This window comes from Caenimonas sp. SL110 (assembly GCF_001044395.1).
Classification (GTDB): Bacteria; Pseudomonadota; Gammaproteobacteria; order Burkholderiales; family Burkholderiaceae_C; genus Ramlibacter.
Genome location: NZ_JANU01000027.1, coordinates 27,767 through 52,825, shown reverse-complemented (window position 1 = coordinate 52,825; position 25,059 = coordinate 27,767). Strand labels below are relative to the sequence as shown.

General features: G+C 64.1%; 20 protein-coding genes. 4 read left to right on the top strand and 16 right to left on the bottom strand.

The genetic code is table 11. The features are described 5' to 3' along the window. Window positions 1–17: 17 nt before the first annotated feature. A complete protein-coding gene (gene recA, locus AQ12_RS13470) occupies window positions 18–1,073 on the bottom strand; it encodes a recombinase RecA (protein WP_048440463.1) in 1,056 nt (351 codons plus the stop codon). 156 nt (window positions 1,074–1,229) lie between these two features. On the opposite strand from recA, the gene AQ12_RS13465 reads away from it, so the two are divergent. From AQ12_RS13465 to AQ12_RS13455, 3 genes are read left to right on the top strand one after another with little or no spacing between them, the layout of a single operon-like run. Next, the gene (locus AQ12_RS13465; protein ID WP_048440446.1) at window positions 1,230–1,757 is read left to right on the top strand and encodes a MarR family winged helix-turn-helix transcriptional regulator; all 528 of its coding nucleotides are present in this window, start codon (window positions 1,230–1,232) and stop codon (window positions 1,755–1,757) included. A gap of 22 nt (window positions 1,758–1,779) precedes the next feature. Continuing rightward, window positions 1,780–2,454 carry a response regulator transcription factor gene (locus AQ12_RS13460; RefSeq protein ID WP_048440445.1) on the top strand — a complete coding sequence of 225 codons (675 nt, stop codon included), beginning with the start codon at window positions 1,780–1,782 and terminating at the stop codon, window positions 2,452–2,454. Continuing rightward, window positions 2,451–3,932: a sensor histidine kinase gene (locus AQ12_RS13455; protein ID WP_048440444.1), complete on the top strand. Its 1,482-nt coding sequence runs from the start codon at window positions 2,451–2,453 to the stop codon at window positions 3,930–3,932. The genes AQ12_RS13460 and AQ12_RS13455 overlap by 4 nt, the downstream gene beginning before the upstream one ends. Here AQ12_RS13455 and AQ12_RS23540 read toward each other — a convergent pair. The 4 genes from AQ12_RS23540 to AQ12_RS13435 are packed head-to-tail and all read right to left on the bottom strand — an operon-like array spanning window position 3,914 to window position 6,629. Further along, window positions 3,914–4,576, bottom strand: coding sequence for a glutathione S-transferase family protein (locus tag AQ12_RS23540; protein WP_048440443.1), 663 nt, complete (start codon window positions 4,574–4,576; stop codon window positions 3,914–3,916). The two genes, AQ12_RS13455 and AQ12_RS23540, sit on opposite strands and share 19 nt — an antisense overlap. A gap of 28 nt (window positions 4,577–4,604) precedes the next feature. Continuing rightward, a complete protein-coding gene (locus tag AQ12_RS13445; protein ID WP_048440442.1) occupies window positions 4,605–5,261 on the bottom strand; it encodes a hypothetical protein in 657 nt (218 codons plus the stop codon). A gap of 16 nt (window positions 5,262–5,277) precedes the next feature. Then, entirely contained in the window at window positions 5,278–6,042 is a 765-nt protein-coding gene (locus AQ12_RS13440; protein ID WP_048440441.1) for a biotin--[acetyl-CoA-carboxylase] ligase, read from the bottom strand. Continuing rightward, window positions 6,039–6,629 (bottom strand): SET domain-containing protein, encoded by a 591-nt coding sequence (locus tag AQ12_RS13435; protein ID WP_238587720.1) that lies wholly within the window; start codon window positions 6,627–6,629, stop codon window positions 6,039–6,041. Before AQ12_RS13435 ends, AQ12_RS13440 begins: the two co-directional genes overlap by 4 nt. A 32-nt stretch (window positions 6,630–6,661) precedes the next feature. Between AQ12_RS13435 and AQ12_RS13430 the strand changes: the two genes are divergently transcribed. Then, window positions 6,662–9,625, top strand: coding sequence for a DNA topoisomerase III (locus AQ12_RS13430; RefSeq protein ID WP_048440440.1), 2,964 nt, complete (start codon window positions 6,662–6,664; stop codon window positions 9,623–9,625). A 65-nt stretch (window positions 9,626–9,690) separates the two neighbouring features. Here AQ12_RS13430 and AQ12_RS13425 read toward each other — a convergent pair whose 3' ends face one another. From AQ12_RS13425 to AQ12_RS13375, 11 genes are all read right to left on the bottom strand, one after another. Beyond that, on the bottom strand, window positions 9,691–10,926 hold the full coding sequence (locus tag AQ12_RS13425) for an MFS transporter (RefSeq protein ID WP_048440439.1): 1,236 nt from the start codon (window positions 10,924–10,926) through the stop codon (window positions 9,691–9,693). A gap of 319 nt (window positions 10,927–11,245) precedes the next feature. Continuing rightward, window positions 11,246–14,554: a response regulator gene (locus tag AQ12_RS13420; RefSeq protein ID WP_048440438.1), complete on the bottom strand. Its 3,309-nt coding sequence runs from the start codon at window positions 14,552–14,554 to the stop codon at window positions 11,246–11,248. A gap of 22 nt (window positions 14,555–14,576) precedes the next feature. After that, window positions 14,577–15,689 carry a response regulator gene (locus AQ12_RS13415; protein ID WP_048440437.1) on the bottom strand — a complete coding sequence of 371 codons (1,113 nt, stop codon included), beginning with the start codon at window positions 15,687–15,689 and terminating at the stop codon, window positions 14,577–14,579. A gap of 94 nt (window positions 15,690–15,783) precedes the next feature. After that, the gene (locus AQ12_RS13410) at window positions 15,784–17,049 is read right to left on the bottom strand and encodes an amidohydrolase (RefSeq protein ID WP_048440436.1); all 1,266 of its coding nucleotides are present in this window, start codon (window positions 17,047–17,049) and stop codon (window positions 15,784–15,786) included. A 139-nt stretch (window positions 17,050–17,188) separates the two neighbouring features. Next, complete coding sequence (locus tag AQ12_RS13405) at window positions 17,189–17,860, bottom strand: HAD family phosphatase (RefSeq protein ID WP_048440435.1); 672 nt, start codon at window positions 17,858–17,860, stop codon at window positions 17,189–17,191. Window positions 17,861–17,882: 22 nt separating this feature from the next. Beyond that, complete coding sequence (locus tag AQ12_RS13400; RefSeq protein ID WP_048440434.1) at window positions 17,883–19,253, bottom strand: aldehyde dehydrogenase family protein; 1,371 nt, start codon at window positions 19,251–19,253, stop codon at window positions 17,883–17,885. Then, the gene (locus tag AQ12_RS13395) at window positions 19,250–20,053 is read right to left on the bottom strand and encodes a gamma-glutamyl-gamma-aminobutyrate hydrolase family protein (protein WP_369799022.1); all 804 of its coding nucleotides are present in this window, start codon (window positions 20,051–20,053) and stop codon (window positions 19,250–19,252) included. Before AQ12_RS13395 ends, AQ12_RS13400 begins: the two co-directional genes overlap by 4 nt. Continuing rightward, window positions 20,050–21,183, bottom strand: coding sequence for an iron-containing alcohol dehydrogenase (locus AQ12_RS13390; protein WP_048440433.1), 1,134 nt, complete (start codon window positions 21,181–21,183; stop codon window positions 20,050–20,052). The genes AQ12_RS13395 and AQ12_RS13390 overlap by 4 nt, the downstream gene beginning before the upstream one ends. Before the next feature lie 47 nt (window positions 21,184–21,230). After that, complete coding sequence (locus AQ12_RS13385) at window positions 21,231–22,526, bottom strand: M20/M25/M40 family metallo-hydrolase (RefSeq protein ID WP_048440432.1); 1,296 nt, start codon at window positions 22,524–22,526, stop codon at window positions 21,231–21,233. 12 nt (window positions 22,527–22,538) lie between these two features. Next, window positions 22,539–23,909, bottom strand: coding sequence for a glutamine synthetase family protein (locus AQ12_RS13380; protein ID WP_048440431.1), 1,371 nt, complete (start codon window positions 23,907–23,909; stop codon window positions 22,539–22,541). Window positions 23,910–23,939: 30 nt separating this feature from the next. Further along, on the bottom strand, window positions 23,940–25,058 hold the full coding sequence (locus AQ12_RS13375; protein ID WP_048440430.1) for a 2-aminoethylphosphonate--pyruvate transaminase: 1,119 nt from the start codon (window positions 25,056–25,058) through the stop codon (window positions 23,940–23,942). Between the last annotated feature and the right edge of the window lies 1 nt (window position 25,059).

Sequence of the window (25,059 nt, the reverse complement as noted above, 5' to 3'; positions counted from 1 at the left end):
TCAGGCTATGGAGGCAATCACTCAGCGGTGACGTCTGCCGGCAGCAAGGGGATGCCCAGCGAGTCACGCACCTTGTTCTCGATTTCGCGCGCCAGCACCGGGTTTTCGCGCAGGAATTCACGGGCGTTGTCGCGGCCCTGGCCGATCTTTTCTCCCGCATAGGCGTACCACGCGCCGGACTTTTCAAGCACACGCGCCGTCACGCCCATGTCGATGATTTCGCCGTGGCGGCTGATACCTTCGCCAAAGAGGATATCGAACTCGGCCGTCTTGAATGGAGACGCCACCTTGTTCTTGACCACCTTGACCTTGGTCTCGTTGCCGATGGCTTCCTCGCCCTTCTTGATCGTGCCGGTACGACGGATGTCCAGTCGCACCGATGCGTAGAACTTCAGCGCATTGCCGCCAGTGGTGGTTTCGGGGCTGCCGAACATCACGCCGATCTTCATGCGGATCTGGTTGATGAAGATGACCATGCAGTTGGTCTTCTTGATGGTGGCTGTGAGCTTGCGAAGCGCCTGGCTCATCAGGCGGGCCTGCAGGCCGGGCAGCGAGTCGCCCATCTCGCCTTCGATTTCGGCGCGCGGGGTGAGTGCGGCGACCGAGTCGATCACGATCAGGTCCACCGCGCCGGAGCGCACCAGGCTATCCACGATTTCCAATGCCTGCTCGCCGGTGTCCGGCTGGCTGATCAGCAGGTCCGACAGGTTCACGCCCAGCTTCTGCGCGTATTGCACATCAAGGGCGTGCTCTGCATCGACGAAAGCGCAGGTGCCGGCCTGCCGCTGCATCTCGGCGATCACCTGCAGCGTGAGCGTGGTCTTGCCCGACGATTCCGGGCCGTAGATTTCAATCACGCGGCCGCGCGGCAGGCCGCCCACGCCCAAGGCGATATCGAGGCCGAGCGAACCGGTGGAGACAACCTGGATGTCTTCCAGCTTCTCGCCTTCGCCCAGCCGCATGATGGTGCCCTTGCCGAACTGCTTTTCGATCTGGGCCAGCGCCGCCTGGAGAGCCTTGCTCTTTTCGGTGTCTGCGCCTGCGATCCGGGTTCCTTTGACTTGGGCATCCATTTTGGAAATCTCCTTGGTTTTCAACGGTTTAGCTATCGGTTAGGTGTCAATCTGATCCAGTGTTTTTACAAACAGGCTGGATGCCTGACCAGTAATGTAGCGCGCGGTTGAAATAAGTAAACGCCTTTTTTTGTCAGTTTGCCTTACGATAAAACAATGGCTGAACTACCCGAACCCGGCGACGCCTGGCGCCTCACCCATCTGGGCCGCCTGCTGGGCCACGCCATGCGCCGGTTCGACGAACGCGTGCTGGCCCTGATGGCGCAAGCGGTGGATGTGCCGCTCGCCTTGTCCAACCTGGCCGCGCGCCAGCAAGTCAGCGCAGCGCACATCCACATCACGCGCCATCTCTCGCTGGATGGATCGCGCCTGACGGACCTGGCAGCGCGGGCGGGCATGACCAAGCAGGCGATGGGCGACCTGGTGGACCAGTGCGAGGCGTGGGGACTCGTGCTGCGAGAGAGCGACCCCAACGACACCCGTGCGCGACTGGTGAAATTCACGCCGACCGGCCTGTCATGGCTCGAAGGTTTCCGCAGTGCGGTGAAGCTGGCCGAAGACGAATTTCGCAGCGAGGTCGGCAAGGACGTGGCCACCGTCGTGCTCATCGGGCTGGAGGCCTATGCCGGCTCCTGGGGCGCTGACATGCCCAGGCAGCCCCGGCAATCCCGAAGCCTAAAATGATTTCAAACACGAGGAGACAGCCATGCGGATTCTCATCGCCGAGGACGACCAGGTGTTGGCCGACGGCTTGCTGCGATCCCTGCGCGCATCGGGTGCGGCGGTCGACCACGTCGCCAGCGGCACCGAGGCCGATGCGGCCCTGATGACCAACAACGAGTTCGACCTGTTGATCCTCGATCTGGGCTTGCCCAAGATGCACGGCCTGGAAGTGCTGCGCAAGTTGCGGGGACGCGGCTCTTCGCTGCCGGTTCTCATCCTCACGGCCGCAGACGCCATCGAGGAACGCGTCAAGGGCCTGGACTACGGCGCCGACGACTACATGGCCAAGCCGTTCAGCCTGCAGGAACTCGAAGCGCGTGTGCGCGCCCTCACGCGCCGCGGCATGGGCGGCGCGAGCAGCACCATCAAGCACGGCCCGCTCGTCTATGACCAGGCGGGTCGCGTGGCGACCATCGACGGCAAGATGGTCGAACTGTCCGCGCGCGAACTGGGCCTGCTCGAAGTGCTTCTCCAGCGTGCAGGCCGCCTCGTCAGCAAGGACCAGCTGGTCGAGCGCCTGTGTGAATGGGGCGAGGAAGTGAGCAACAACGCGATCGAGGTCTACATCCACCGGCTTCGCAAGAAGATCGAAAAGGGACCGATCCGCATTGCCACCGTGCGCGGCCTGGGCTACTGCCTGGAGAAGATTCCGGCTTGAAAATATTCAAACGTGAGCAGCGCTCCCTGTTCGGGGAAATCCTCGACTGGATGCTCACGCCCCTGCTGCTGCTGTGGCCGGTGAGCCTGGCGCTCACCTGGCTCGTCGCGCAGAGCATTGCCGGCAAGCCGTTCGACCGCGCGCTCGAATACAACGTGCAGGCACTCGCGCAGCTCATCACCGTGAATAACCAGCGGGTCACTTTCAACCTGCCCCAGCCCGCACGGGAGATTCTTCGCGCCGACGACTCCGACCTTGTGTACTACCAGGTGCTGGGGCCGCACAGCGAATTTCTCTCGGGCGAGCGCGATTTTCCTCAACCGCCGGAAGACGAAACGCCCAAGCCCGGCGAGGTGCGACTGCGCGATGCCGAGATGCGCGGCCACGAGGTGCGCGTGGCCTACACCTGGGTGAACCTCGACATCCCGGGCGCGCAATCGTCGCTGGTGCAGGTGGCCGAAACACGCGAGAAGCGATCCGTGCTGGCCACGGAAATCATCAAGGGCGTGATGCTGCCGCAGTTCGTGATCCTGCCGCTGGCGGTGTTGCTGGTGTGGCTTGCGCTCGTGCGCGGCATCAAGCCGCTGTCGCAGCTGGAAGAACGCATCCGCGCGCGCAAGCCTGACGACCTGTCACCGCTCGATGACAAGGCGGTGCCGCTCGAAGTCGCGCCGCTCGTCTCGTCGGTCAATGACCTGCTCACGCGGCTGAAGGATTCGATCGCCACGCAAAAGCGATTCCTGGCCGACGCTGCGCATCAGCTCAAGACGCCGCTGGCCGGATTGCGCATGCAGGCAGATCTCGCGCAACGCGAGGGCTTCAACGCTGAAGAGCTCAAGCAGTCGCTCAAGCAGATCGGGCGATCCAGCATCCGCGCCACCCACACGGTCAATCAACTGCTGGCCCTGGCACGCGCTGAAAGCAGCGGGCAGACGATCGCGTTCCAGCCCTGCGACATGGCGCAGATCACGATGGAAGCCGTGCAGGACACCGTGCCCCGCGCCATGGATAAAAAGCTGGACCTGGGCTACGACGGCGCGCAGCCCGGCGATGCCGGCGTGCAGCTGGAAGGCAATCCGACGCTGCTCAAGGAAATGGTGCGCAACCTGCTGGACAACGCTGTGGGCTACACACCGTCGAGCATCGAACACCCGGGCGTGATCACAGCGCGCGTCCTGCCCAATCCGTCAGCAGGCGTGCTGGTGCTGGAGGTTGAAGATTCCGGGCCCGGCATTCCACCGGGAGAGCGCGAACTCGTGTTTCAGCCGTTCTACCGCGCACTCGGCACGAACGTGGATGGCTCGGGACTCGGCCTGCCCATCGTGCGAGAGATTGCGCGCCAGCACGGCGCCGAAATCACGCTGGAAGATGCCCATCCCGGACACACGCCGCCGGGGATTCGCGTGGTCGTGCGCTTCGTTTTGACCGATCCGCCGACAGCCGCTGAATTCCGCGAGTCTCAGGCCGCCGGCTTGTAGACGTTCAACTGCAGGCGCTCGCGCTCGACCGCGCGCGCCACCGGTGGATGCAGTGCCACTCGCTGCACATGCGCCCACAGCGCGGGGAAACTCACTGGATCGTGTCCCGCGAAACCGCCCCAACGCAGCAGCGTCAAGGCATAGGCATCGACCGGGCCGAATGAATCGCCCACCAGCCACTGGCGCCCCGCAGCCGAAGCAGCTTGCGCCATCGCTTCGATCTGCGCGAGATGCTTGCCGTAGATGGGCGCATTGAAGGCCTTGATCTCGGCTTGCGCCTCGGGGCTGCCGGCGAACTTTCCGGGCATGAAGCAATGGGTAAACGTGGGATGCACCGTGTTGTTCATCCACATGAGCGTTTCGAGCGCGCGCGTCCTGGCGAGCGTCTCGCGCGGCAGCAAACCGGCTTGCGGAAAACGCCGGTCGAGGTGACTGATGATCGCCACGATCTGCGTCACGATCTCGCCGTTGTCGTCGAGCACCGGCACCTGGGCGCGTGGATTGAGGGCCAGGTACTCCGGCGTCTGGTTTTCACCCCTGTGCAGCTTGACGAGCATCGGCTCGAACGGTTCGCCGATCGCTTCGAGCAGCGTGTGCGGCACGAAACTGCAGGCGCCTGATGCGTAATAGAGCTTGATCGTCATGGTGTTTCTCCAGGGAAATGCAAAGGTTTCAGCGGCACTGGCGGAAGGTCTTCGTGCCCAGCACGTTCTTCAGGTCTTCCAGGCGGGGTCGCAGGCTGTCGTCAACGATGGGAAGCTTGAGCAGCTGGCCTCTGGTCTCGGGCCGCTCCTGGACCACCTTGGCTGTACGCACGCCACGCAGCGCCAGCGCTTCGAGTTGCTGCTGCGCCGCGGCCTGCGTCGTATGACCGCCCAGCGAAAGCCCGGGCTCCAGCGCCGGATTGCCCAGTTGCTCGAAGGAGATGCCGATGTTGCGCAACTCGGCCCGCTTCCTGGCGACATATTCGGCGTTCGCGTATTTGCCCATGTAGACGATCCATCGTCCCGGCTCGGAGGCGGGCTCCATCGCCCATGAGCCGACCGGCCACGGCTCCAGCACGGCCTTGACTGCGCCGGCTTGCGTGTCGTCGAACAGTCCAGCCTGCAGGCACTCCGCCTCGCGAGCCGGTGCTGATGCCTGCGCCTCGATGCGCCGCGCTTCATCGGTGGCAATGACTCGCACGGCCTCCGGCCGGATCTGCTGGGCAAGGCGCTGCGGCTCGGCCTGCTGCGTCGGAGCGAACCCCAGCCCCGCGAGCGCGCCCTGGGTCCAGCTGAAATAAATCGCGTTACCGAGCAGGAGAACGAGGACCAGTAATCTCAACATGGAAGGATTTGCGGCATCAGGCGGCGGGGCGTACGCTCACTTCGGAGCTGGTGACAGGGACCATGCCAGCGGCAGTATGCACCAGCAGTGCGCCGCCTTCGGTGGTGCCATGCGCCGTGCCAGCAGTGCCATCGCTCAGCACGACGGCACGATCGCGCAGCACATCGCGTGCGTCGAACCGCGCCCGGAATGCACTGAAGCCGGAATGCTCGAAGGCCTGCACCGTTCGCACCAGCGGCTCGGCGATGCGCGCGAGTGTCTGGGCGGCATCGATATCCGGAAACATTTCGCGAAGAAAGGCCGGTGCTGTGGAAAGCCCGGACGCCGGGCGCTCGGCAATATTGATGCCCACGCCAATCACGGCGTACCGGGACGGCTCGCGCCCTTCACCGGTGCTGGCGGTCTCGATCAGGATGCCGCCGAGCTTGCGCATGTCAAACCAGAGATCGTTGGGCCATTTGAGGCCGATGGCGGGGTGCAGGCTTTGCGCGAGGCTCACGCCCACTGCCAGCGAAAGACCCGACCAGTCCCTGGGAGCGAGCGGCAAGCCCAATGAAAACGTCAGCGACTCACCAGCATTGCTTTGCCATTGGCGGCCGAGCCGGCCCCGTCCAGCGGTCTGCTGCTCGGCCACCAGCAGCACGGGCTCCAGCCGGCCGGCGCGAGCACGGCGCATGAGCTCGCTGTTGGTGGAATCGACTTCGTCCAGCACGGCCACCGAAAAGCCCGGCACCAGCGGCTCCAGCGCCAGCTGCAGGGCTTGGCCGGGCCAGGGGCTCATCGAGGGCGCTTGGGTGCCAGCAAGGTGCCCCGGCACTTCTTGGCGCCGCACCAGCACGGATACTCGGCCTTGAGTTTCTTGGTGTACTTCTCGTCGATGATCAGCCCGTAGTCGTAGCTGAGCTCTTCGCCTTCCTTGATATTGCGCAGCGCCTTGATGAAGACGCGGCCGTCTTCTTCGTCGGCCTCGCAATTGGGCTTGCACGAGTGGTTGATCCAGCGCGAGGCATTACCGCCAAAGGCCGCATCGATCACCCTTTTTTCGTCGACGTGAAAATAAAAGGTATGGTTCGGGTCTTCGGGGTTGTGCGGATGGCGCTTTTGGGCCTTCTTCCAGCTGATGATTTCGCCGACGTACTCAATGATGGTTTCGCCTTCGGCTATCCGCTGGAGGGCGAAAACGCCTTTGCCATGGACGCCGGATTTGCGCACCTGGATGCGTCGGCCCGACTCCGGTTTGTTTTGCTTGTCCGCCTTTTCAGGCTTGCCGGGCTTGTCGGCCTTCGCGGGCTTGCCGCCACTTTTCGATGCTTTTTCACCCATTACGCAAAACTCTGTTAATTTGAATATGCACACACGCGCGCGCATCCGCGCGCGTAAGGAAAGACGATTGTATTGATATGGGAAAGACACTGGTAATTGCCGAGAAGCCATCGGTGGCGCAGGACATCGTTCGCGCACTCACGCCCGTGGCCGGCAAATTCGACAAGCACGACGATCACTTCGAGAGCGAGAAGTACGTCGTCACGAGTGCAGTGGGCCACCTGGTTGAAATCCAGGCGCCCGAAGAATTCGACGTGAAACGCGGCAAGTGGAGCTTTGCGAACCTGCCGGTGATCCCGCCGTACTTCGACCTGAAGCCGGTGGACAAAACCAAGTCGCGCCTGAACGCGGTGGTGAAGCTGGCCAAGCGCAAGGACATCACCGATCTCGTGAATGCCTGTGACGCGGGCCGCGAGGGCGAGCTGATCTTCCGGCTCATCGAGCAGTTCGCAGCCGGCAACAAGGCCGGCAAGGCCCAGTCGCTGGGCAAGCCGGTCAAGCGGCTGTGGCTGCAGTCGATGACACCGCAAGCCATCCGCGAGGGTTTCGAGTCGCTGCGCAGCGAAAAGCAGATGGCGGGCCTGGCCGATGCGGCGCGTTCGCGCTCGGAAGCCGACTGGCTGGTGGGCATCAACGGCACGCGCGCGATGACGGCGTTCAATTCGCGCGACGGCGGGTTCTTTCTCACCACCGTCGGCCGCGTGCAGACGCCGACGCTGGCCGTTGTCGTGGTGCGCGAAGAGCAGATTCGCAAGTTCGTGAGCCGCGACTACTGGGAAGTGCATGCGTCGTTCCTCGCGGAAGCCGGCGAATACCCCGGCAAATGGTTCGACCCGAAGTGGAAGAAGGATGCCGAAGACGCCGAGCTGCGCGCCGACCGCGTCTGGTCCGAAAAAGAGGCGCGTGCGATCGCCGACGCCGTGCGTGGCAAGGCCGCCACCGTCACCGAAGAATCGAAGCCGACCACGCAGGCATCGCCGATGCTGTTCGACCTCACTTCGCTGCAACGCGAGGCCAACGGTCGCTTCGGCTACTCGGCCAAGACCACGCTCGCGCTGGCGCAAAGCCTCTATGAGCGTCACAAGGCGCTGACCTACCCGCGTACCGATTCGCGCCACCTGCCCGAGGACTATCTCGCGGTGGTGAAGAACACCATGGGCACGCTGGCGGCCAGCGGCATGAAGCACCTGGCGCCGTTTGCGCAGCAGGCGATTGACCAGAACTACGTCAAGCCGACCAAGAAGATTTTCGACAACGCCAAGGTCAGCGATCACTTTGCGATCATCCCGACATTGCAGGCACCCAGCGGCCTGTCGGATGCCGAGCAGCGCGTCTACGACCTGGTGGTCCGGCGCTTTCTGTCGGTGTTCTTCCCGAGCGCCGAATACATGGTCACGACGCGCATCACGCAGGCCGTGGGACACAGCTTCCGCACCGACGGCAAGGTGCTGGTCAAGCCGGGCTGGCTCGCGATCTGGGGCAAGGAAGCCGATGCCGACAAGCCCGAAGGCGAAGACAGCAAGACGCTCGTGCCGGTCAAGCCCGGCGAGATGGTGCGCGCAGAAACCGTCGAGCCCAAGGGCCTGAAGACCAGGCCTCCGGCGCGCTATTCGGAGGCCACCTTGCTCGGTGCGATGGAAGGCGCGGGCAAGCAGGTCGAAGATGACGAATTGCGCGAAGCCATGCAGGAGAAGGGCCTGGGCACGCCAGCCACGCGCGCGGCCATCATCGAAGGGCTGCTGAACGAAAAGTACATGTACCGCGAAGGGCGCGAGCTGATACCGACCGCCAAGGCGTTCCAGCTCATGACGCTGCTGCGCGGCCTGGGTGTGGAAGAACTTTCGCGTCCCGACCTGACGGGCGAATGGGAATACAAGCTCTCGCAGATGGAGCACGGCAAGCTGTCGCGAGACGCCTTCATGCTCGAAATCGCCGAGATGACGAAGCACATCGTCAAGAAGGCCAAGGAATACGACCGGGACACCGTTCCGGGCGACTACGTCACGCTCAAGACCCCCTGCCCGAACTGCAACGGCATCGTGCGCGAGAACTATCGACGTTACACCTGCACCGGCAAGTCGGGCACCGGCGAAGACGCCTGCGGTTTTTCGTTCGGCAAGACGCCCGCCGGTCGCACCTTTGAGATCGCAGAAGTCGAGGAGTTGCTGCGCGACAAGCACGTCGGGCCGCTGGAAGGTTTCCGCTCCAAGGCGGGCTGGCCGTTCACCTCCGAGATCGTGCTGAAGTTCAACGACGAAGACAAGAACTGGAAGCTGGAGTTCGACTTCGGCAACGAGCAGGACCCGGCCGAGACTGGCGAGGTCATCGACTTCAGCGCGCAGCAGCCGCTGGGCAATTGCCCGAAATGCGGGGCGCGGGTTTTCGAGTTCGGCAAGAACTACATCTGCGAGCGCACAGTCCCGACTGCCACGCAAGCCGTGCCGAGCTGCGACTTCAAGAGCGGCCAGGTGATCCTGCAGCAGCCGATCGCGCGCGACCAGATGGAGAAGTTGCTGGCCACCGGCAAGACCGACCTGATGGACAAGTTCGTCTCCATGCGCACGCGCCGTGCGTTCAAGGCGTTCCTGGCCTGGGACAAGGAAGCGGGCAAGGTGAACTTCGAGTTCGAGCCGCGCACCAGCAAGTTCCCGCCCAGGAAGACGGCTGCCAGGAGCGCCTTCCCCGCAAAGGCTGCGGGAAAAACCGCAGGCAAGACGGCGACCAAGGCTGCGGGTGCAACTGCTGCAAAGAAGGCCGTGCCCGCCAAAAAGGCGGCGCCCGCAAAGAAAGCAGCTGCACCCAAGGTGCCCAAGACCGGCACGCTGGTCCCGAGCGCACAACTGTCTGCCGTCATCGGCGACGGCCCCTTCGCCCGCACCGAAGTCATCAAGAAGCTGTGGGACTACATCAAGGCCAACAACTTGCAGGACACCAAGGACAAGCGCTCGATCAACGCCGACGCCAAGCTATTGCCGGTGTTCGGCAAGCCGCAGGCGACGATGTTTGAACTGGCGGGGATCGTGGGCAAGCACCTCACCTGAACGGCATGCTTTTGATGTTTGATGTACTAGCATCAAACATCAAACGATGATCAGCTCGTCGCGCTTTAGGCCGGCGCTGCCTGCGGAATCTCCCTGAGATCCCGCAGGCGCGAACCGAAGATCAGGGCCGCCTGGAAGGCGAATCCCACGCCGGCCAGCACCAGGCAGGCGGGCTCACCCCACACTGAGCCGACAATGCCGCCGAGGGCAGCCCCAACAGGCCGCGCGCCGGCGTTCACCGTGAGGAACACCGAGGACACGCGACCCATCATCGCGCCAGGGGTGATGTTCTGGCGCAGCGTCGTGGTGGTGATCGTCCAGATGATCGGTCCCACGCCAAACAGGAAAAATCCGAACGCAGCCAGCCAGCCACGGGGCACCAGCAGCGTGGCAACGATCGCACTGATGGCCAACACCGACACGGCAGGGCCGAGTTGAATTGCGCGGCCAAATGACATCGCGCCGACGATGCGCGGCGCGAGCAAAGCCCCCACCACCATGCCCGCGCCGTAGCAGGCGAGCGTGATGCCCACTGCCTGCGCACTCAACCCGAGGGCGCGCACCGCGTAAGGCACATAGGCAGCCTGCAACACGAACCATGAAATATTCCAGGCCATGCCCGTGACCAGGATGGGCCGCAGGAATGGATGGCGCCACACGAATTGCGCACCATCGCGGATCTCCAGCAGCGGGTGACGCGCGGGCGCGGCGGGGCGCACCGGTTCATTCAATCGCAGCAACAACCCAACCGCCGCACACGACAGCACTGCGGCAACGACAAACGCAGCCGATGCGCCTGCCCACGCGACCATCGCCCCGGCGATCGCCGGGCCTGCGGCATAGGCCATGCTGCGAGCCAGTTCCAGCCGCCCATTGGCCCGCGCCAGCATCTCACGGGGCACGAGACCGGGCACCAGAGCAGGCGCTGCCACGCTGTAGCCGACGGTGCCGACCGCGCCGATGAAGCCCAGCACGCCCAGGCCTGCGATCGACAACTGGCCCGTCCACACCATGGCCAACAGCGCCAGCAGAGACAAGGCGCGCGCCACCTCGCACCACACCATCAACTGGCGCCGCGCCACGCGGTCAGCCATCACGCCCAATGGGATCGCCAAAAGAAGGAAAGGCAATGTCTGCACGGCCGCCAGGGTGCCGATCTCGCCCGGGCCAGCGCCCAGCAGCAGCACGGCCACAAGAGGCACCGCAGCCAGGCTCAGTTGCTCGGCCGATTGCGCCGCCAGGTTGGACCAGGCGAGACGGTTGAACGCGGGCGGAAGCCGGGAGTGCGGGTGGGATGTCATCTGGCAGCGATCATGCCTCGCGCGGCCAGTGCCCACTGGCCGTTATCGGACTTGCGATCAGGCCTGATTGCAGCGAATCGCTGAGGGGGCGCAGCAGTTTTTTTATCCTGCACAAATTCAATTTGGCAGTATAAAAAGACATTCGCATCGACCTGCCCACGATCTCCGGACGCAAGGACGAAGTGCACGTTTCGAGCTGACTCGACCGGCCTAAAGCACATGGCGGTCAGCCATCCAGAACTTGCGAAAGGCCTGGGTCTCTTGCTCCACGCGGCGACCGCGCGCAAAGGCGCGAAGGTCTAGGAGCAGCGGGGACGCCTCAACCCCACTCAGCCAGCTTCACGCGCGTCCTGCTCCACAGGTCGCGCAGGTGCGTGAGGCGAGTAGCTGCGCCGTTCACGCTGCCGCCGCTGGCTTCCGATTCCAGGTGCGCAGCCGCCTCTTGCATCGCCGTCGCGCCGACGTTGCTCGACGCGCCTTTCAGTGCGTGCGCGGCTGTGGCTATGGCGGATGCGTCGCCCGCGACAATCGCCTCCTCGATCGCATCGAGACGCCGCGGCGCATCACTGACGAACAACGCGACAACCTCCTTTGTCATCGTCAGTTCTTCGTCGTCGAACTCCTTGAATTCTTCCAGCCGCGCCGGATCAAGCAGCGGGACGTCCTGGTCGGCTGCGGCCTGTGACGGTCTTGTCTTCGCGCTCGTGCCGCCCTCACCGGTCGTCCAGCGCTCCAGCGCCTGTGCGAGCGCCGCCACATGCAGGGGCTTGGTCAGGTAGTCGTCCATGCCGGCCGCCTCGCAGCGCGTCCGGTCGTCCGCCGAGGCGCCTGCCGTCAGCGCAATGATGGGCGGTGCGTTCGCACCCCAGGCCGCGTGAATTTGCCGCGTCGCTTCCAGGCCATCGACATCGGGCATGTTCACATCCATCAGCACGGCGCCGAACTTGCGGTCGCTGGCATGCGCCTGCGCAATGGCCTGCACCGCTTCGCGGCCGTCGTTGGCGGTGACGTACTCATAGCCGAGCTTCATCAGCATCGCGCAGGCGACCTTGAGGTTCACTGCGTTGTCATCGGCCACCAGCACCGTGATGTGTTTCTTCGCGTCCGCTGCAACAGCAACGGATTGCGCGCGCGCACTGCCTTGAGGCGACAGGCATCGAAGCAGCGTTTCAAAGAGCTGGTTTTGCCGCGCCGGTTTGAGCAGGCGCGCAGCGAAGAGCGATGCGCTTTCATCCGCCGCCGGCATGAAGCCCGAACTCAGCAGCACGACAGGCACCTCGCGCCAGGCCGCCCGCTCCTTCACGGCCCGCGCGAAAGCAACGCCGTCCATCTCGGGCATGTGCATGTCGGTGATGATGATCTGCGCGGCCTCGCTCGCACCGGCTATCCAGGCAAGCGCTTCCTTGCCCGAGTTCGCCTGCGTCACCGCGATGCCCCACATCTCCAGTTGGCGCGTGAGGATGCGCACGTTGGTTGCGTTGTCGTCCACGACCAGGATGCGCTTTGCATCCAGCAGGCCCGCATCACTGACGCTGAACGCCGGCGAGAGCTGCGTCACCGGCGCTGCCACCGTGAACCAGAACGTCGAACCCTTGCCCAGCTCGCTCTCGACGCCGATCTCGCCGTCCATCAGTTCCACCAGACGCTTGCAGATGGCAAGGCCCAGCCCGGTGCCGCCGTACTTGCGTGTCGTCGATGCATCCACCTGCGTGAATGCCTGGAAGAGCTGGCCGACGCGCTCGGGCGGTATGCCGATGCCGCTGTCAGTCACCCGGAACTCGATCACGCTGCGACCCTGGCCGTCGTCTGCCTTGAGCTGCCGGGCATGAACCGCCACTTCGCCGCTGGCCGTGAACTTCACGGCGTTGTTGATCAGGTTGATGAGCACTTGCCGCAGGCGCGTGACATCGCCCTTGATCGCCTCTGGCATCGTGCCGGCGTCAGGCACATCGATGATGAGCTCGAGCCCCTTCTCGCGGGCACGTGGCGCGGCGATGTCGCATGCCTCCTCGATAGCGCCGCGAATGCTGACCGGCTCGATCTCCAGCTCGAGCTTGCCCGACTCGATCTTTGAAAAATCGAGCACGTCGTTGATCACCGCCAGCAACTGGTCGCTCGAAAGGCGAATCGTCTGCAGGTAGTCGCGCTGCTCGGCGTCCAGCGGCGTCTCGGCCAGCAGCGTACTCATGCCCACGACACCGTTGAGCGGCGTGCGGATCTCATGGCTCATGGTCGCCAGGAACGCAGCCTTGGCGCGCGCGGCGGACAAGGCTTCTTCACGCGAGGCGGCCAGCTGCTCGGTGCGACGTTCGACGCGTGCTTCGAGTGTCTCGTTGGCTTCCTGCAAGGCACGGGCATCGGCTTCGACCTGCTGGCGGTACACCTGCAACTGCCCGGCGCTGTCGTGCAGCACCCGAGACAGCTGATGCACTTCGCGGATGCGGGTCGCATCGTCGATGGCAGGCACCTCACCGCGCCCGAGTTGCTCGGCGGCCTGGCTCAGGCGCTGCAGGCGCCGGCCGATCATGTGCGCAGCAAAAAATCCGAGCAGGGCGGACAGAAGCACCAATGCGCCAATGACGACCAGTGACACCTTCCAGGCTCGCGAGATGTTGCCGGTGAAATCGCTCTCCGGGGCGGCGACGACGAGTGTCCAGCGCAGACCCAGCGCCTCCCCGAACGGGCGCTGCATCATCAGCAGCGAATCGCCGGCCAGCGGCAGGCGTTGCAGGGCCGTGTTGCCGGCAACCGTGTCTTCGCGCCGGGCGGCACGTTCTGCTTCCAGTGCGGCAAAGCCCTGTCGGATGACGGCGTTGGCGCTATCGCGCGGGCTGCGGCGAACGAGCTTGCCATCAACCTCCCGAAACAACGGATCGCCGGCCGATCCCGCCACGAGCAACCCGGCTTCATCGACCACGAACGCCCCGCCTCGCGCACTGATCCTTTGTGTCTGCAAGAGGTCGGCCAGCTGCTGCAGGTACAGGTCCACGCCAAACACACCAGCAGCACCGCTGTCATCGTCATACACCGGTTGCGACAAGGTGACGAAGAGTTGCCGCTTGCCGGGCACCAGCTGCACTGCAGAAAAGACGCGTCCCTTGGCGGTCATGGCGCCCTGATACCAGGGGCGGGTACGCGGCTCGAAGTTGTCCGTCCCGGCGGGCAGGGGTGAGTTGCGATCGCCGGGCTTCATCGCTGCAAAAGACAGTCTCGGCCCACCCTGGTCACCCCTGACATGCACGCGCAGGCCCTGCGATGTCTGCTCGACACCCAGGTATTCGCCGCGCTTGTTGCCCATGTAAACATTGGGCACGTTGGGCGACTGGCGCACCAGCGCAAACGCCATCGGCTCGAACTGCGCCGGCGTCGCCAGCAGTTGCCGCGCCAGCTCGCGCTGCTGCGCATCCATGCGCTCAGGCAAAAGGCCGTCGAGCGCAGCATGGGCCTGTCCCAGATGGACCTCCGTGCCCAGTTGCACCTTCGCAGCCACGTTGGACAGGATGCCGCCGGCCAGTTCCTCGGCGGCCTCCAGGCTGCTTCGCGTCATGATCCAGGCGACCATCAGCGCCGGCACGATCGCCAGCGGCACCAGGCTGGCCGCCAGGATTCGGCGCAGCGAGAACTTCACCTGCGAAAGCTCCCCTGAAAAGTCATATCGCCAGGCCCAGCAGTTCCACCGCGTCGATAGGCGCGGCGCGGCCTGGCAGATTGACCAGGGCCCGCCCACCGGTCACGACAGCGCCTGTGATGGGCCTGAGCGCCGAAGCGCTGATGACGATATGCCAGCCGTGGGTGCGCGCGGCCTTTTGCAGCTGGATGGTCGCGCTGACCGCATCACCGACCGGCAGCAGCTGCGAGGCGGTGCCGTGCAGCGGATCCTGCAGGAGCGTGAGCGCCACATCTCCCGAATGCAGTGCGACATTCACTTCGAACTTCGCAAGGCCGCGCCCTGGAAATCGCTTGTCCAGGTACTCCTGCAAACCCCGGGATGAATCGACCAGCCCCAGCGCCGCACGCGCTGCGCGAAGTGAATGGCTCACTGTCTTGGTGTCGCTGTGCTCGGCGAAGATCGCGAGCAATCCTTCGCCCACAAAGCGCATGTGGCGCGCGCCAAACAGATGCACCGTGTCGTTGGCATTGCCGTAGAGCTTTCGCACCAGATCGGCCAGCTCCTGCGCATCGAGCCGCTGCGCGAGCGCCGCATAGTTGGGGATATCGACGAACAGCACCGTGGCGTTGTGGATCTGCTCATCACCCTCGCTGCCGGTGGGCCACCGCTCGCTCAGTTCTGCCGCCAGCCGCTCTTCGTAGAGCCTGGCCAGCTCATGCTTCTGGTCCACCAGCGCCTGCTGAACGGCCGCATCGACCGCCATCGCCTGCAGGGTGGCCTGCACGGAGCGCTTGTTCAACTGCGCCGAGACGGCCTCGCGCAGTTCGGCGGCGCGAAACGGCTTGGTGATGTAGTCGTCGGCGCCGGTGGTCATGCCGATGCGCATGTGCGCGCGCTCTTGCAGCGAGGTGAGCAGGATGACCGGAGTGGCGGCTGTGACGGGGTCCTTGCGAACGGCAGCCAGCATGTCAAAGCCGTTCATCCTGGGCATCTGCACATCGCTGATGATGAGGTTCGGCCGATTGGCAATCACCAGCTCCAGGCCGGTTTGCCCGTCTTCAGCCGTCAGCACCTCGTGGCCGTCCTTGCGCAGGACGGACGCCACGAGCATCCGTGTTCCGGCATCGTCTTCCATGACGACGATCAGGGCCATTGTTTTTGACGTCCTTGTTTTTTTCGGACGCCTTCTTGGCCGCGCCCGATCTGGCGGCTAGTTTACAAGCCGCAGGGACACGCTGGTACGAAAGTCAGCTTTCCGCTTCCAGGTAGTCGCAGGTCAACTGCGCCAGCGCCCGCACCCCGATGAGCAGGCCGCGCTCGTCTGCAAAGAACTTCGGCGAGTGATTGGAAAACGCTTTCGCAGGGTCGATGCCCGGTTGGGTGACACCGACAAAGAAAAACAGGCCCGGGATGAGCTGCTGGAAGAACGAGAAGTCCTCCGCACCCGTGACCTTGGGCACCAGTTCCAGCGCACCGGGGCCAGCGACACGCTGCAGCGTCGGCACCATTTGCGCGGTCAGCGCCGGATCGTTCACCGTTACCGGATAGTTCTTCTGGATCACGCAAGAGCAGCTCGCACGCGAGCCACGGGCGACCGCTTCGGCAAGCGTCGTCACGCGCTCGTGAATCTCGTCTCGCATCCCCTCGTCAAAGCTGCGGATCGTGCCGCGCATCTCGACTTCGTTGGGAATGATGTTCTCGCGAACGCCGCCCTTGATCATGCCCACGGTAACCACCGCCGGTTCGCGTGCGATATCGATGCCGCGGCTCACCACCGTCTGCAGGCCCATGATGATCTGGGCTGACGTGACGATGGGATCAACCCCGAGCCACGGCGCCGCACCGTGCGTCTGCTTGCCGTGCACCGTGATGCGAAAGCGATCCGAACTCGCCATCGTCGGGCCGGGACGGTAGCCCACCTTGCCGACGTTCAGGCGCGAGGTGACGTGCAGGCCGAAGATCGCCTGGGGCACCGGGTTTTGCAGCGCACCTTCCAGGATCATCTGTTTGGCGCCGCCTTCCTCGCCTTCGGGCGGCATCTCCTCGGCCGGCTGGAAGATGAACTTGACCGAGCCGCGCAGTTCGGCGCGCATCCCGGCCAGAATTTCTGCAACGCCCATCAGGATGGAGACATGGCAGTCGTGGCCGCAGGCGTGCATCACGCCGACTTCTTCGCCGTTCCATTTCGTGCGCACCCTGGATGCGAAAGGCACGTCGACTTCCTCGGTGACCGGCAAGCCGTCCATGTCCGCGCGAAGCGCCACCACCGGGCCGGGGAGGCCGCCCTTCAGAAGCCCGACGACGCCCGTGTGCGCAACCTTCTCCCGGACCTCATCGAAGCCGAGCGCCTTGAGGTGTTCAGCAACGATGCCGGCGGTACGAAATTCGCGATTGCCCAGTTCCGGGTGTTCGTGCAGGTCACGCCGCCAGGCGATCACGCGCTGTTCGATCGCCTGCGCTGCCGCGTCGATCCGATCGGCGAGCGAGTTGGGTTTCGGGTCTCGTGCGGACATCTGGAGGCTCCTGGTGCTATGTGCATTATTCAGCGAAAGAAAACTGTCATGCCGGACTCGATCCGGCATCGACCGCGAAACGGCGACGGTGGCTGATCAACGATGGATTGCGGGTCGAGCCCGCAATGACAGCCATGGTTCAGCGCCCATGCAGCTTCAGGATCGGCCAGCCACGCGCCAGGGCCAGATCCGCTAACCGCGGGTCGGGGTCGACAGCCACCGGGTCATCCACCGCCTCCAGCAGCGGCAGGTCATTCATCGAATCGCTGTACGCGGCACTTCGATAATCTTCGAGCAACTCACCTCGGGCGGCGAGCCACGCCTCGATCCGGTCGACCTTGCCGCCGCGCATGTTCAAGGTGCCCTCGGGATTGCCGGTGAACACGCCGTCCTGCATCTGCGTCTCGGTTGCGAGCAGATGGTCGATGCCGAAATGCCGTGCGGTGAGTTCGGTGATGAAGCGGTTGGTGGCGGTGGTCATCACCAGCACATCGCCTGCCTGGCGGTGCCGCTCGACGAGCTGGACGGCAGCAGCCGGAATGCGCGGCACCACAATCGTTTCGAGAAACTCACGCCGGGCCGGCTCCCATTGCGCAGCGGTGCGACCGGCCAAGGTACTCACGTAGAACTGCGCAAACTCCTCCACACCCACAGTGCCTGACTTGTAGCGCGCCTCCATGTCCGCATTGCGCGCGGCAAAAGACTCGCGCTCCAGGATGCGTTTTTCCATCAGGAACTCGCACCACAACACGTCGCTGTCCCCGGACAGCAGCGTGTGGTCCAGGTCGAAGAAAGCGATCGTGCGAAGCATCACGGGCGGCAGTTGCGGCAGTTCACGAACGAAGGTGCCAGGCGCGCGGCCGGGTGAACCCCTGAATGCCGTACGTCGATAGCGTGAGGCCGACACCCGAATCACCAAAGCCGCTCCACGGCAAGCGCGGACTGACACGGTCGCAGCAGTTCCAGTAGAGGCTGCCTGCATTCACGCGCGACAGCACGCTGTGGGCCCGGTCGGCGTCGGGTGTGTAGACGCCAGCGGTGAGGCCGTAACGCGTGTCGTTCATCAGGCGAACCGCCTCTTCGTCGCTGGACACCTTCTGGATGCCGATGAGCGGCCCGAAGCTTTCTTCCTGCATCAGTTCCATGTCGTGATTCACATCGCTGAACACGGTGGCTTCGTACCAGTTGCCCGGCCCCTTGCCTCTATGACCGCCGGTGTGCAGCGTCGCGCCTCGCGCCTTGGCGTCAGCCACCTGCGCGTCCAGCACATCGAGCTGGGGCGCGCGCGTGATCGCGCCGATGTAGGTGTCCTCGCTCATCGGGTCGCCCGACTTGAAACCCTTCACCGTCTCCACGAACGCAGCAACGAATGCATCGTAGATACGCTCGTGCACGTAAATGCGCTCGACCGAGCAGCAGCTCTGACCGGTGTTGTACATCGCGCCATCGGCGAGCGACTCGGCTGCCGCCTTCGGCTCAGCATCGTCGCAAACGTAAGTCGGGTCCTTGCCGCCGAGTTCGAGCTGCAGCTTGATGAAGCGCGATCCGACTGCCTTGGCGATTCGTGAGCCGGTGGCATGGGAGCCTGTGAAAAACAGGCCGTCGATGGGTTGCTCCAGCAGGGCTGCGCCCACATCACCCGCACCCACCAGCGCGGTGAATACGTCCCTGGGCACACCGGCTTCATGCAGCAGGCGTGCGATCTCCAGCCCGGTCATGGTTGCGAATTCCGAGGGCTTGTACAAGACTGCATTGCCGGTGAGCAGCGCAGGCACGATCACGTTGCAGCCGACGAACCAGGGGTAGTTCCAGGCCGAGATATTGGCAATGACGCCCAGCGGCACATGCTCGATCCGCTCCTTCATGCCGCCTTCGTCGTACACAGTCTCCGTCGCAGTCACCGGCTCGACCATGCCGACAAAAAAGTCGAGCCGCGCGAGCAGGCCATTGAGTTCGTTGCGCGACATCCTGATCGGCTTGCCGGTCTCGCGGGTCATCGTGATGGCGAGCTGCTCCAGGTCACGCACCACCAGGGCGCGAAACCTGTCGATGCACAGCTTGCGTTCGTCCAGCGCACGCGCGGCCCACGGTCCTTGTGCGGCGCGTGCGGCGCGTGCCTTGTCTGCGACGCTGGCAGCGTCATCAGCGGGCAGGTCTGTGATCTTCTCGCCGGTTGCGGGGTTGTAAATGGCTAGCGTGGTCATGATGTTGTCGTGTCTTTTCTGGCAGCGGCTGCAGCGGCGAGAAAGTCCGCCAGCAGCGCTGCATCATCGATGGTGTCTGAATCGGCGCGATGGAATTCAGGATGCCATTGCACCGCCGCGATGTAGGACTTGCCGGCATCGCTGCGCCGGATGGCCTCGACCATGCCATCTTCGTTGCTCACCGCTTCCACGACGAAACCGCAAGCGAGATCCTTGATGGCCTGGTGGTGAATGCTGTTGACCCTGGCGCGGGTGAGCTGGGGATACAACTGGCCCAGCCGCGAATCGCGCCTGATGTCCACGGTGTGGAAGTTGTTGTCGTAAGTGGTGGCATCGCGATGCGTCAGCGCATCGGGCAGCTGCGTGGCGATGTCCTGGTAGAGCGTTCCGCCAAACGCGACGTTCAGCAGCTGCAAGCCCCGGCACACGCCAAAGACCGGTTTGCCTGCGCGCTCGAATGCAGCAACAAGATCGATCTCGTATTCGTCGCGAATCTTGTCGCCCGACCACTTTTCCTGCAGCGGCTGTTCGCCGTAACTGAGCGGAGAGACGTCGGCTCCACCATGCAGCACAAGGCCATCGAGCCACTGCGCATAGTGGTCGAGCGTGACATCGCCGCGCTGCGTGGCTCCTGTGGGGCTGGGGATCATGACGGCCAGCGCACCGGTTGACATGACCCAATGCGCAATCGACTGCTCGACGTACTGCAGCGTCTTGCCGGTGAAAAGCGGCCGCGTCGGATCGGCATGCATGAAGCACGCCGAGATGCCGATCTTGAGCCGATCGGCCTGTCCGGTCACATGGCCTCCTCGAACAGCCGCTGGAAGTCCTGCGCGGTGACGGGCCGGGAATTGGTCTGGTGGCAGATGTCCGCGACGGCGATCTCGACGAGGCGGGGAATCTGCTCTGGCTTGACGCCATGCGCGCCCAGCTTGCCGGTCAAGCCGATGCGGGCTTTCAACGCGCGCAGCCACGGCACGAACTGCGTGCCGCCACCTTGCACGCCGCACACATGCGCCAGCTCATCGAACTTGGCGGGCGCGGATTCGTAGTTCCACGCGAGCACCGTGTCGATCATCAATGCGTTGGCCAGGCCGTGATGCAGATCGCATACCGCGCCCAGCGCATGCGCGCACGAATGGACTGCGCCCAGATCTTTCTGGAACGCGATGGCGCCCATCATCGAAGACATCATCATGTCGCCGCGCGCCTCGATGTTCGATGGCTCCTTCACGGCTTTTTCGAGCGAGCGTGCTGCAATGCGCGTGCCCTCCAGCGCGATGCCATCGCACAGCGGGTGGTAGGCCGGCGACAGGTAGCTTTCGATGTTGTGCGTGAGGGCATCGATGCCGGTGGCTGCCGTCACATGCGGCGGCAGGCCCAGGGTGAGCTCGGGGTCGGCGAACACGCAGCGCGCCAGCACCTTGGCGCTGAAGATGATCTTCTTGAGGTGCGTGTCGTCTTCGCTGATGACCGATGAGCGACCGACTTCGGAACCGGTGCCAGACGTGGTGGGGAGCGCGACGAAATACGGCAACGCCTTGTCGATGGCGCGCACCTGCGGATGGTCCCACGCGTATTCGAGTATGTTGCCTTCATGCGTCGCCGCGAGCCCGACAACCTTTGCGACGTCCAGCGCCGCGCCGCCGCCAAAGCCGATCACGCAATCGGCGTTGTGCGCCTTGTAGGCCGCAGCGCCATCCATCACCTGGCTGGCCACCGGGTTGCCAAAGACGCCCGCGTACACCGCGACATCCAGCCCCTGCAAGTGGCTCCTGAACTCCGCGAGCACCGGCAGTGCGCCGAGCGCCTTGTCGGTGACGATCAGGGGCCGCTTGAAGCCCTTGTCCAGCAGGTGTTTTGCGACTTCCTTGCGGGCGCCGGGTCCAAAACGAATGGGTGTGGGAAATGCAAATCCGTTGATGCTCATGATGAATGTGTTGAGGTCGAGATACGTTTATGTGGGTTGGCGGGCCATCAGGGCCGGGTCAATCGATAGATCATCAATGCGGCGCGAATCGCTCCGCGCTCGATCGAGGCGACTTCCAGGTCTTCGTCGTCGGTGTGCGAACCCGAGCCGAGTGCGCCCAGGCCATCCACACCCGGCACATAGGGGGCAGCGAATTGAATATCGCCTGCGCCGCGCATGCCCGGGTCGAATGCAACCACAGGACCGAAGCCCGCATCGACACTGACCCTTGAATAGGCACCGAGCAATCGCTGTCCCGCCTCGGTCGGCGGCATCGGCGGATAGCTGTCGCGAAACTCTATCGTCGCCGTGGTGCCTGGCAGGTTCGCGGCCACGATCTCGCGCATGCGCTGCTTGGCCCGCTCGCCTTGTTCCGGTGAGAGAAATCGCAGGTCGCCGCGCACCATCACATCGCGCGCGATCACGTTGGTCTTGCCGAAGGCGGCGCCCGTTGCGGTCTCGTCGGAATAGGAAATGCTGGTGCCACCCATGACGAGACCTGGATTGAAGGTGAGGTTGGGTTCGGCCACCTGCTCGCGAAACGCATTGAGAATGCGCGCAGCTTCATAGATCGCGCCGTAGCCTTGCCCCGGTGCGAACACCCCAGCGCTGTGACCGGGCCGGCCCCTGACGGACAGCGTCCAGCCGCCCGATGACCGCCGCGCAATGCTTGCTGCGTAGTTGCCGCCCAGCCGCGTGCTCGCCTCGAACGACAAAGCCGCATCGCTTTGCTTTGCCAGTTCGACAAGCGTCGCGCGCGAACGCTCCAGCGGTGCACCGGTTCGCTCTTCATCGCCGGTGAACAGCACGGCGATGCGTGCTTCACGCAGGGCGCCCACGCTGTGCAGCGCACGCAGGGCTTCGAGGATGACGACGTTGCCGCCCTTCATGTCGCCCACGCCCTGGCCGCGCACGCGGTCACCGCGCCGCTCCCACAAGGCGACGCTGCTGTTTTTCTCGAACACGGTGTCGAGATGGCCGAGCAGCAGCACACGCTGGCCCTTGCCACCGTCCACCGTGGCGACAAGATGGCCTGCGCGTTGCATGCTTGCAGGCATCTCTTCCCAGCGGGTGGTCATGCCGATGGCATCGAGTTCGGCGCGGGTGATGTGGCCCACCTCGCGCACACCTTCGACGTTCAATGTGCCGCTGTTGACGCGAACCATTTTCTCCAGCAGGTCCACCGCTTGCGCGGATCGCTGCTTCACAGCCGCGACGATGCGCTGCTCGACATCGCTGAGCTGCGCCTGCGCTGCACCCGCAACAAGCAAGGCGCTGGCAAGGACGACGGCAAACCGCTTCATAAGAGCTGGCGGCTAGATGATCTCGAAGTAGCGCTTCATTTCCCAGTCCGTCACGCCATCGAGCCACTGGCGCCACTCCCAGTCGCGTGTCGCCGCAAAGTGCTCGACGAAGGTGTCGCCCAGCATGTCGCGCGCGATCTTCGAATTGCTGAAGTTGCGCGTGGTCTCGATCAAGGTGCGCGGCGCGCGGGGAATGTCGTCTGCGCCCTGGTTGGTCCCGGTGATCGGCGGCGCCGTCAGCTTCAGGCCCTTCTCGACGCCATACAGGCCTGCCGCAATGACAGCCGCCATCGCGAGGTACGGATTCACATCGGCACCCGGACACCGCGTCTCCAGCCGTGTGCCTTTGGGACTGCCTGCAATCACGCGAAAACTTGCGGTGCGGTTGTCGATGCCCCAGGTCGGCTTGACCGGCGCCCAGAAGCCATCGACCAGCCGCTTGTAGCTGTTGATCGTCGGCCAGAACATGGGAGCGAACTCCATCAGGCAGGCGACCTGTCCGGCCACATAGCTCTCGAAGAGCTTGCTCATCTTGCGCGGGCTCTTCGCGTCATAAAAGAGGTTGGTCTTGCCATCCGACAAGCTCTGGTGGATGTGACCGCTGCAGCCCGGCAGCTGCGCATTCCACTTGGCCATGAAGCTGGGCATGATGCCAAAGCGCGCGGCTATCTCCTTGGTGCCGGTCTTGAAGAGGATGGCGCGGTCGGCCTGCTTCAACGCTTCCGAAAAGCCCAGGGCGGCTTCGTAGACGCCGGGGCCGGTCTCGGTATGCAGGCCCTCGATGGGCACATCAAAGGCCTGCATCTCATCCATGATCGCGTTGAAGAACTCGCGGTTCTGGTTCACGCGAAGCAGCGAATAGCCAAACATGCCCGGCGTCAGTGTCTCGGGTGCTACACCCTTCTTGGCCGCCCAGCTTTGCGGCGTCTCCAGGAAGTTGAACCACTCGTATTCCATGCCCGTCATCACGTCGAAGCCGAGCTTCTTTGCGCGTGCCAGCACGCGCTTGAGCGTCTGGCGGGGACACACGGCATAGGGCGTGCCGTCTGCGTTGATGAATTCGCCGAGGAAGAAATCGATGCCACCGTCCCAGGGAACATTGCGGTGCGTGTCCAGGTCGATTCGCGCGAGCGCGTCAGGAAAGCCGTGCTGCCAGCCGGTGACCTGCGTGTTGTCGTAGACGTTGTCGCTGGAGTCCCAGCCGAACACCACATCGCAGAAGCCGAAGCCGCCACCGGGCCCCTGTTGGGCCGCGCCTTCGAACTTGGAACTGTGCAGGTACTTGCCGCGCAGCACGCCGTCGATGTCGCTGCAGGCGACCTTGACCTTGCGGGCACCGGACTTCTTGATTGCGGCGAGCGCGGGGTGGACCTTGGTTGCCATCTTCTTGTTGTCCTCAGAGCAATGAAAAGATCAGATCGCCGGCTCACCCGATGCAATACCCATGTCCTGGAGCGCCAGCGCTACCGCGTTCACGGCCTGCTCCATTTCATTGGGGCCGATCGCGCCGATACAGCCTACGCGAAAAGTTTCCACCTGTGTGAGCTTGCCGGGATAAAGGATGAAACCGCGTGCACGCGCTGCCTGGTAGAAGGTCTTGAAGTCATAGCGCGCATCGCCCGGCGCGTTGAACGTCACGATGATGGGCGCCTGTATCGAAGGGTCCAGGAAGGGCATGAAGCCCAGCCGTGACATGCCGTCAATGAGCGTCTGGTAGTTGCTCGTGTAGCGGGCCAGGCGCGCGGGCTGACCGCCTTCGGCCTCGAACTGCTGCACAGCTTCCCACAGCGCGACCACCACATGGGTCGGCGGCGTGAAGCGCCACTGCCCGGTCTTTTCCATGTAGACATACTGGTCGTGCAGGTCCATCGCCAGCGACTGGCTGCGGCCCGCGCATTGCTCCAGCACCGACTTGCGCACCAGCACGAATCCCATGCCGGGCACACCTTCCAGGCACTTGCCGCTGGCCGCGATGAGCGCGTCGAATCGTGTCTCGCGCGCGTCGATGGGCAGTGCGCCGAACGAACTCATCGCGTCCACGATCAGGCCCCTGCCGTGACGTGCGCAAACCTCAGCCACGGCCTCCAGCGGGTTCCATACGCCAGCGCCCGTCTCGCAATGGATCAGCACCACATGGGTGATGCTCTGGTCGGACTTGAGCTTTTCTTCGAGCGCGACAGGCGACACCTGCCCGGCCTCATCGAAAGGCATGAGCGTGCTGTTGCGGCCCATCATCGACGTGAGCTTGCCCGCGCGCTTGCAGTACGCGCCGTTGTCCAGCACCAGCACGTGGCCGTCGCGCGGCACCAGGGTTGCAATCGCGGCTTCCACGCTGAAGGTGCCGCTGCCTTGCAGCGGCACGACAACGTGCGTATCTTCGCCGTGGACGATCTTCAGGAGGCTGGCGCGAAGTTTCGCGGTGACTTCGTTGAAGTCGCTGTCCCACGATCCCCAGTCGCGCAGCATGGCGAGCTTGGTGCGCAGCGTGGTGGTGAGCGGCCCTGGGGTGAGGAGGATCTTGTCGCGGTCCATG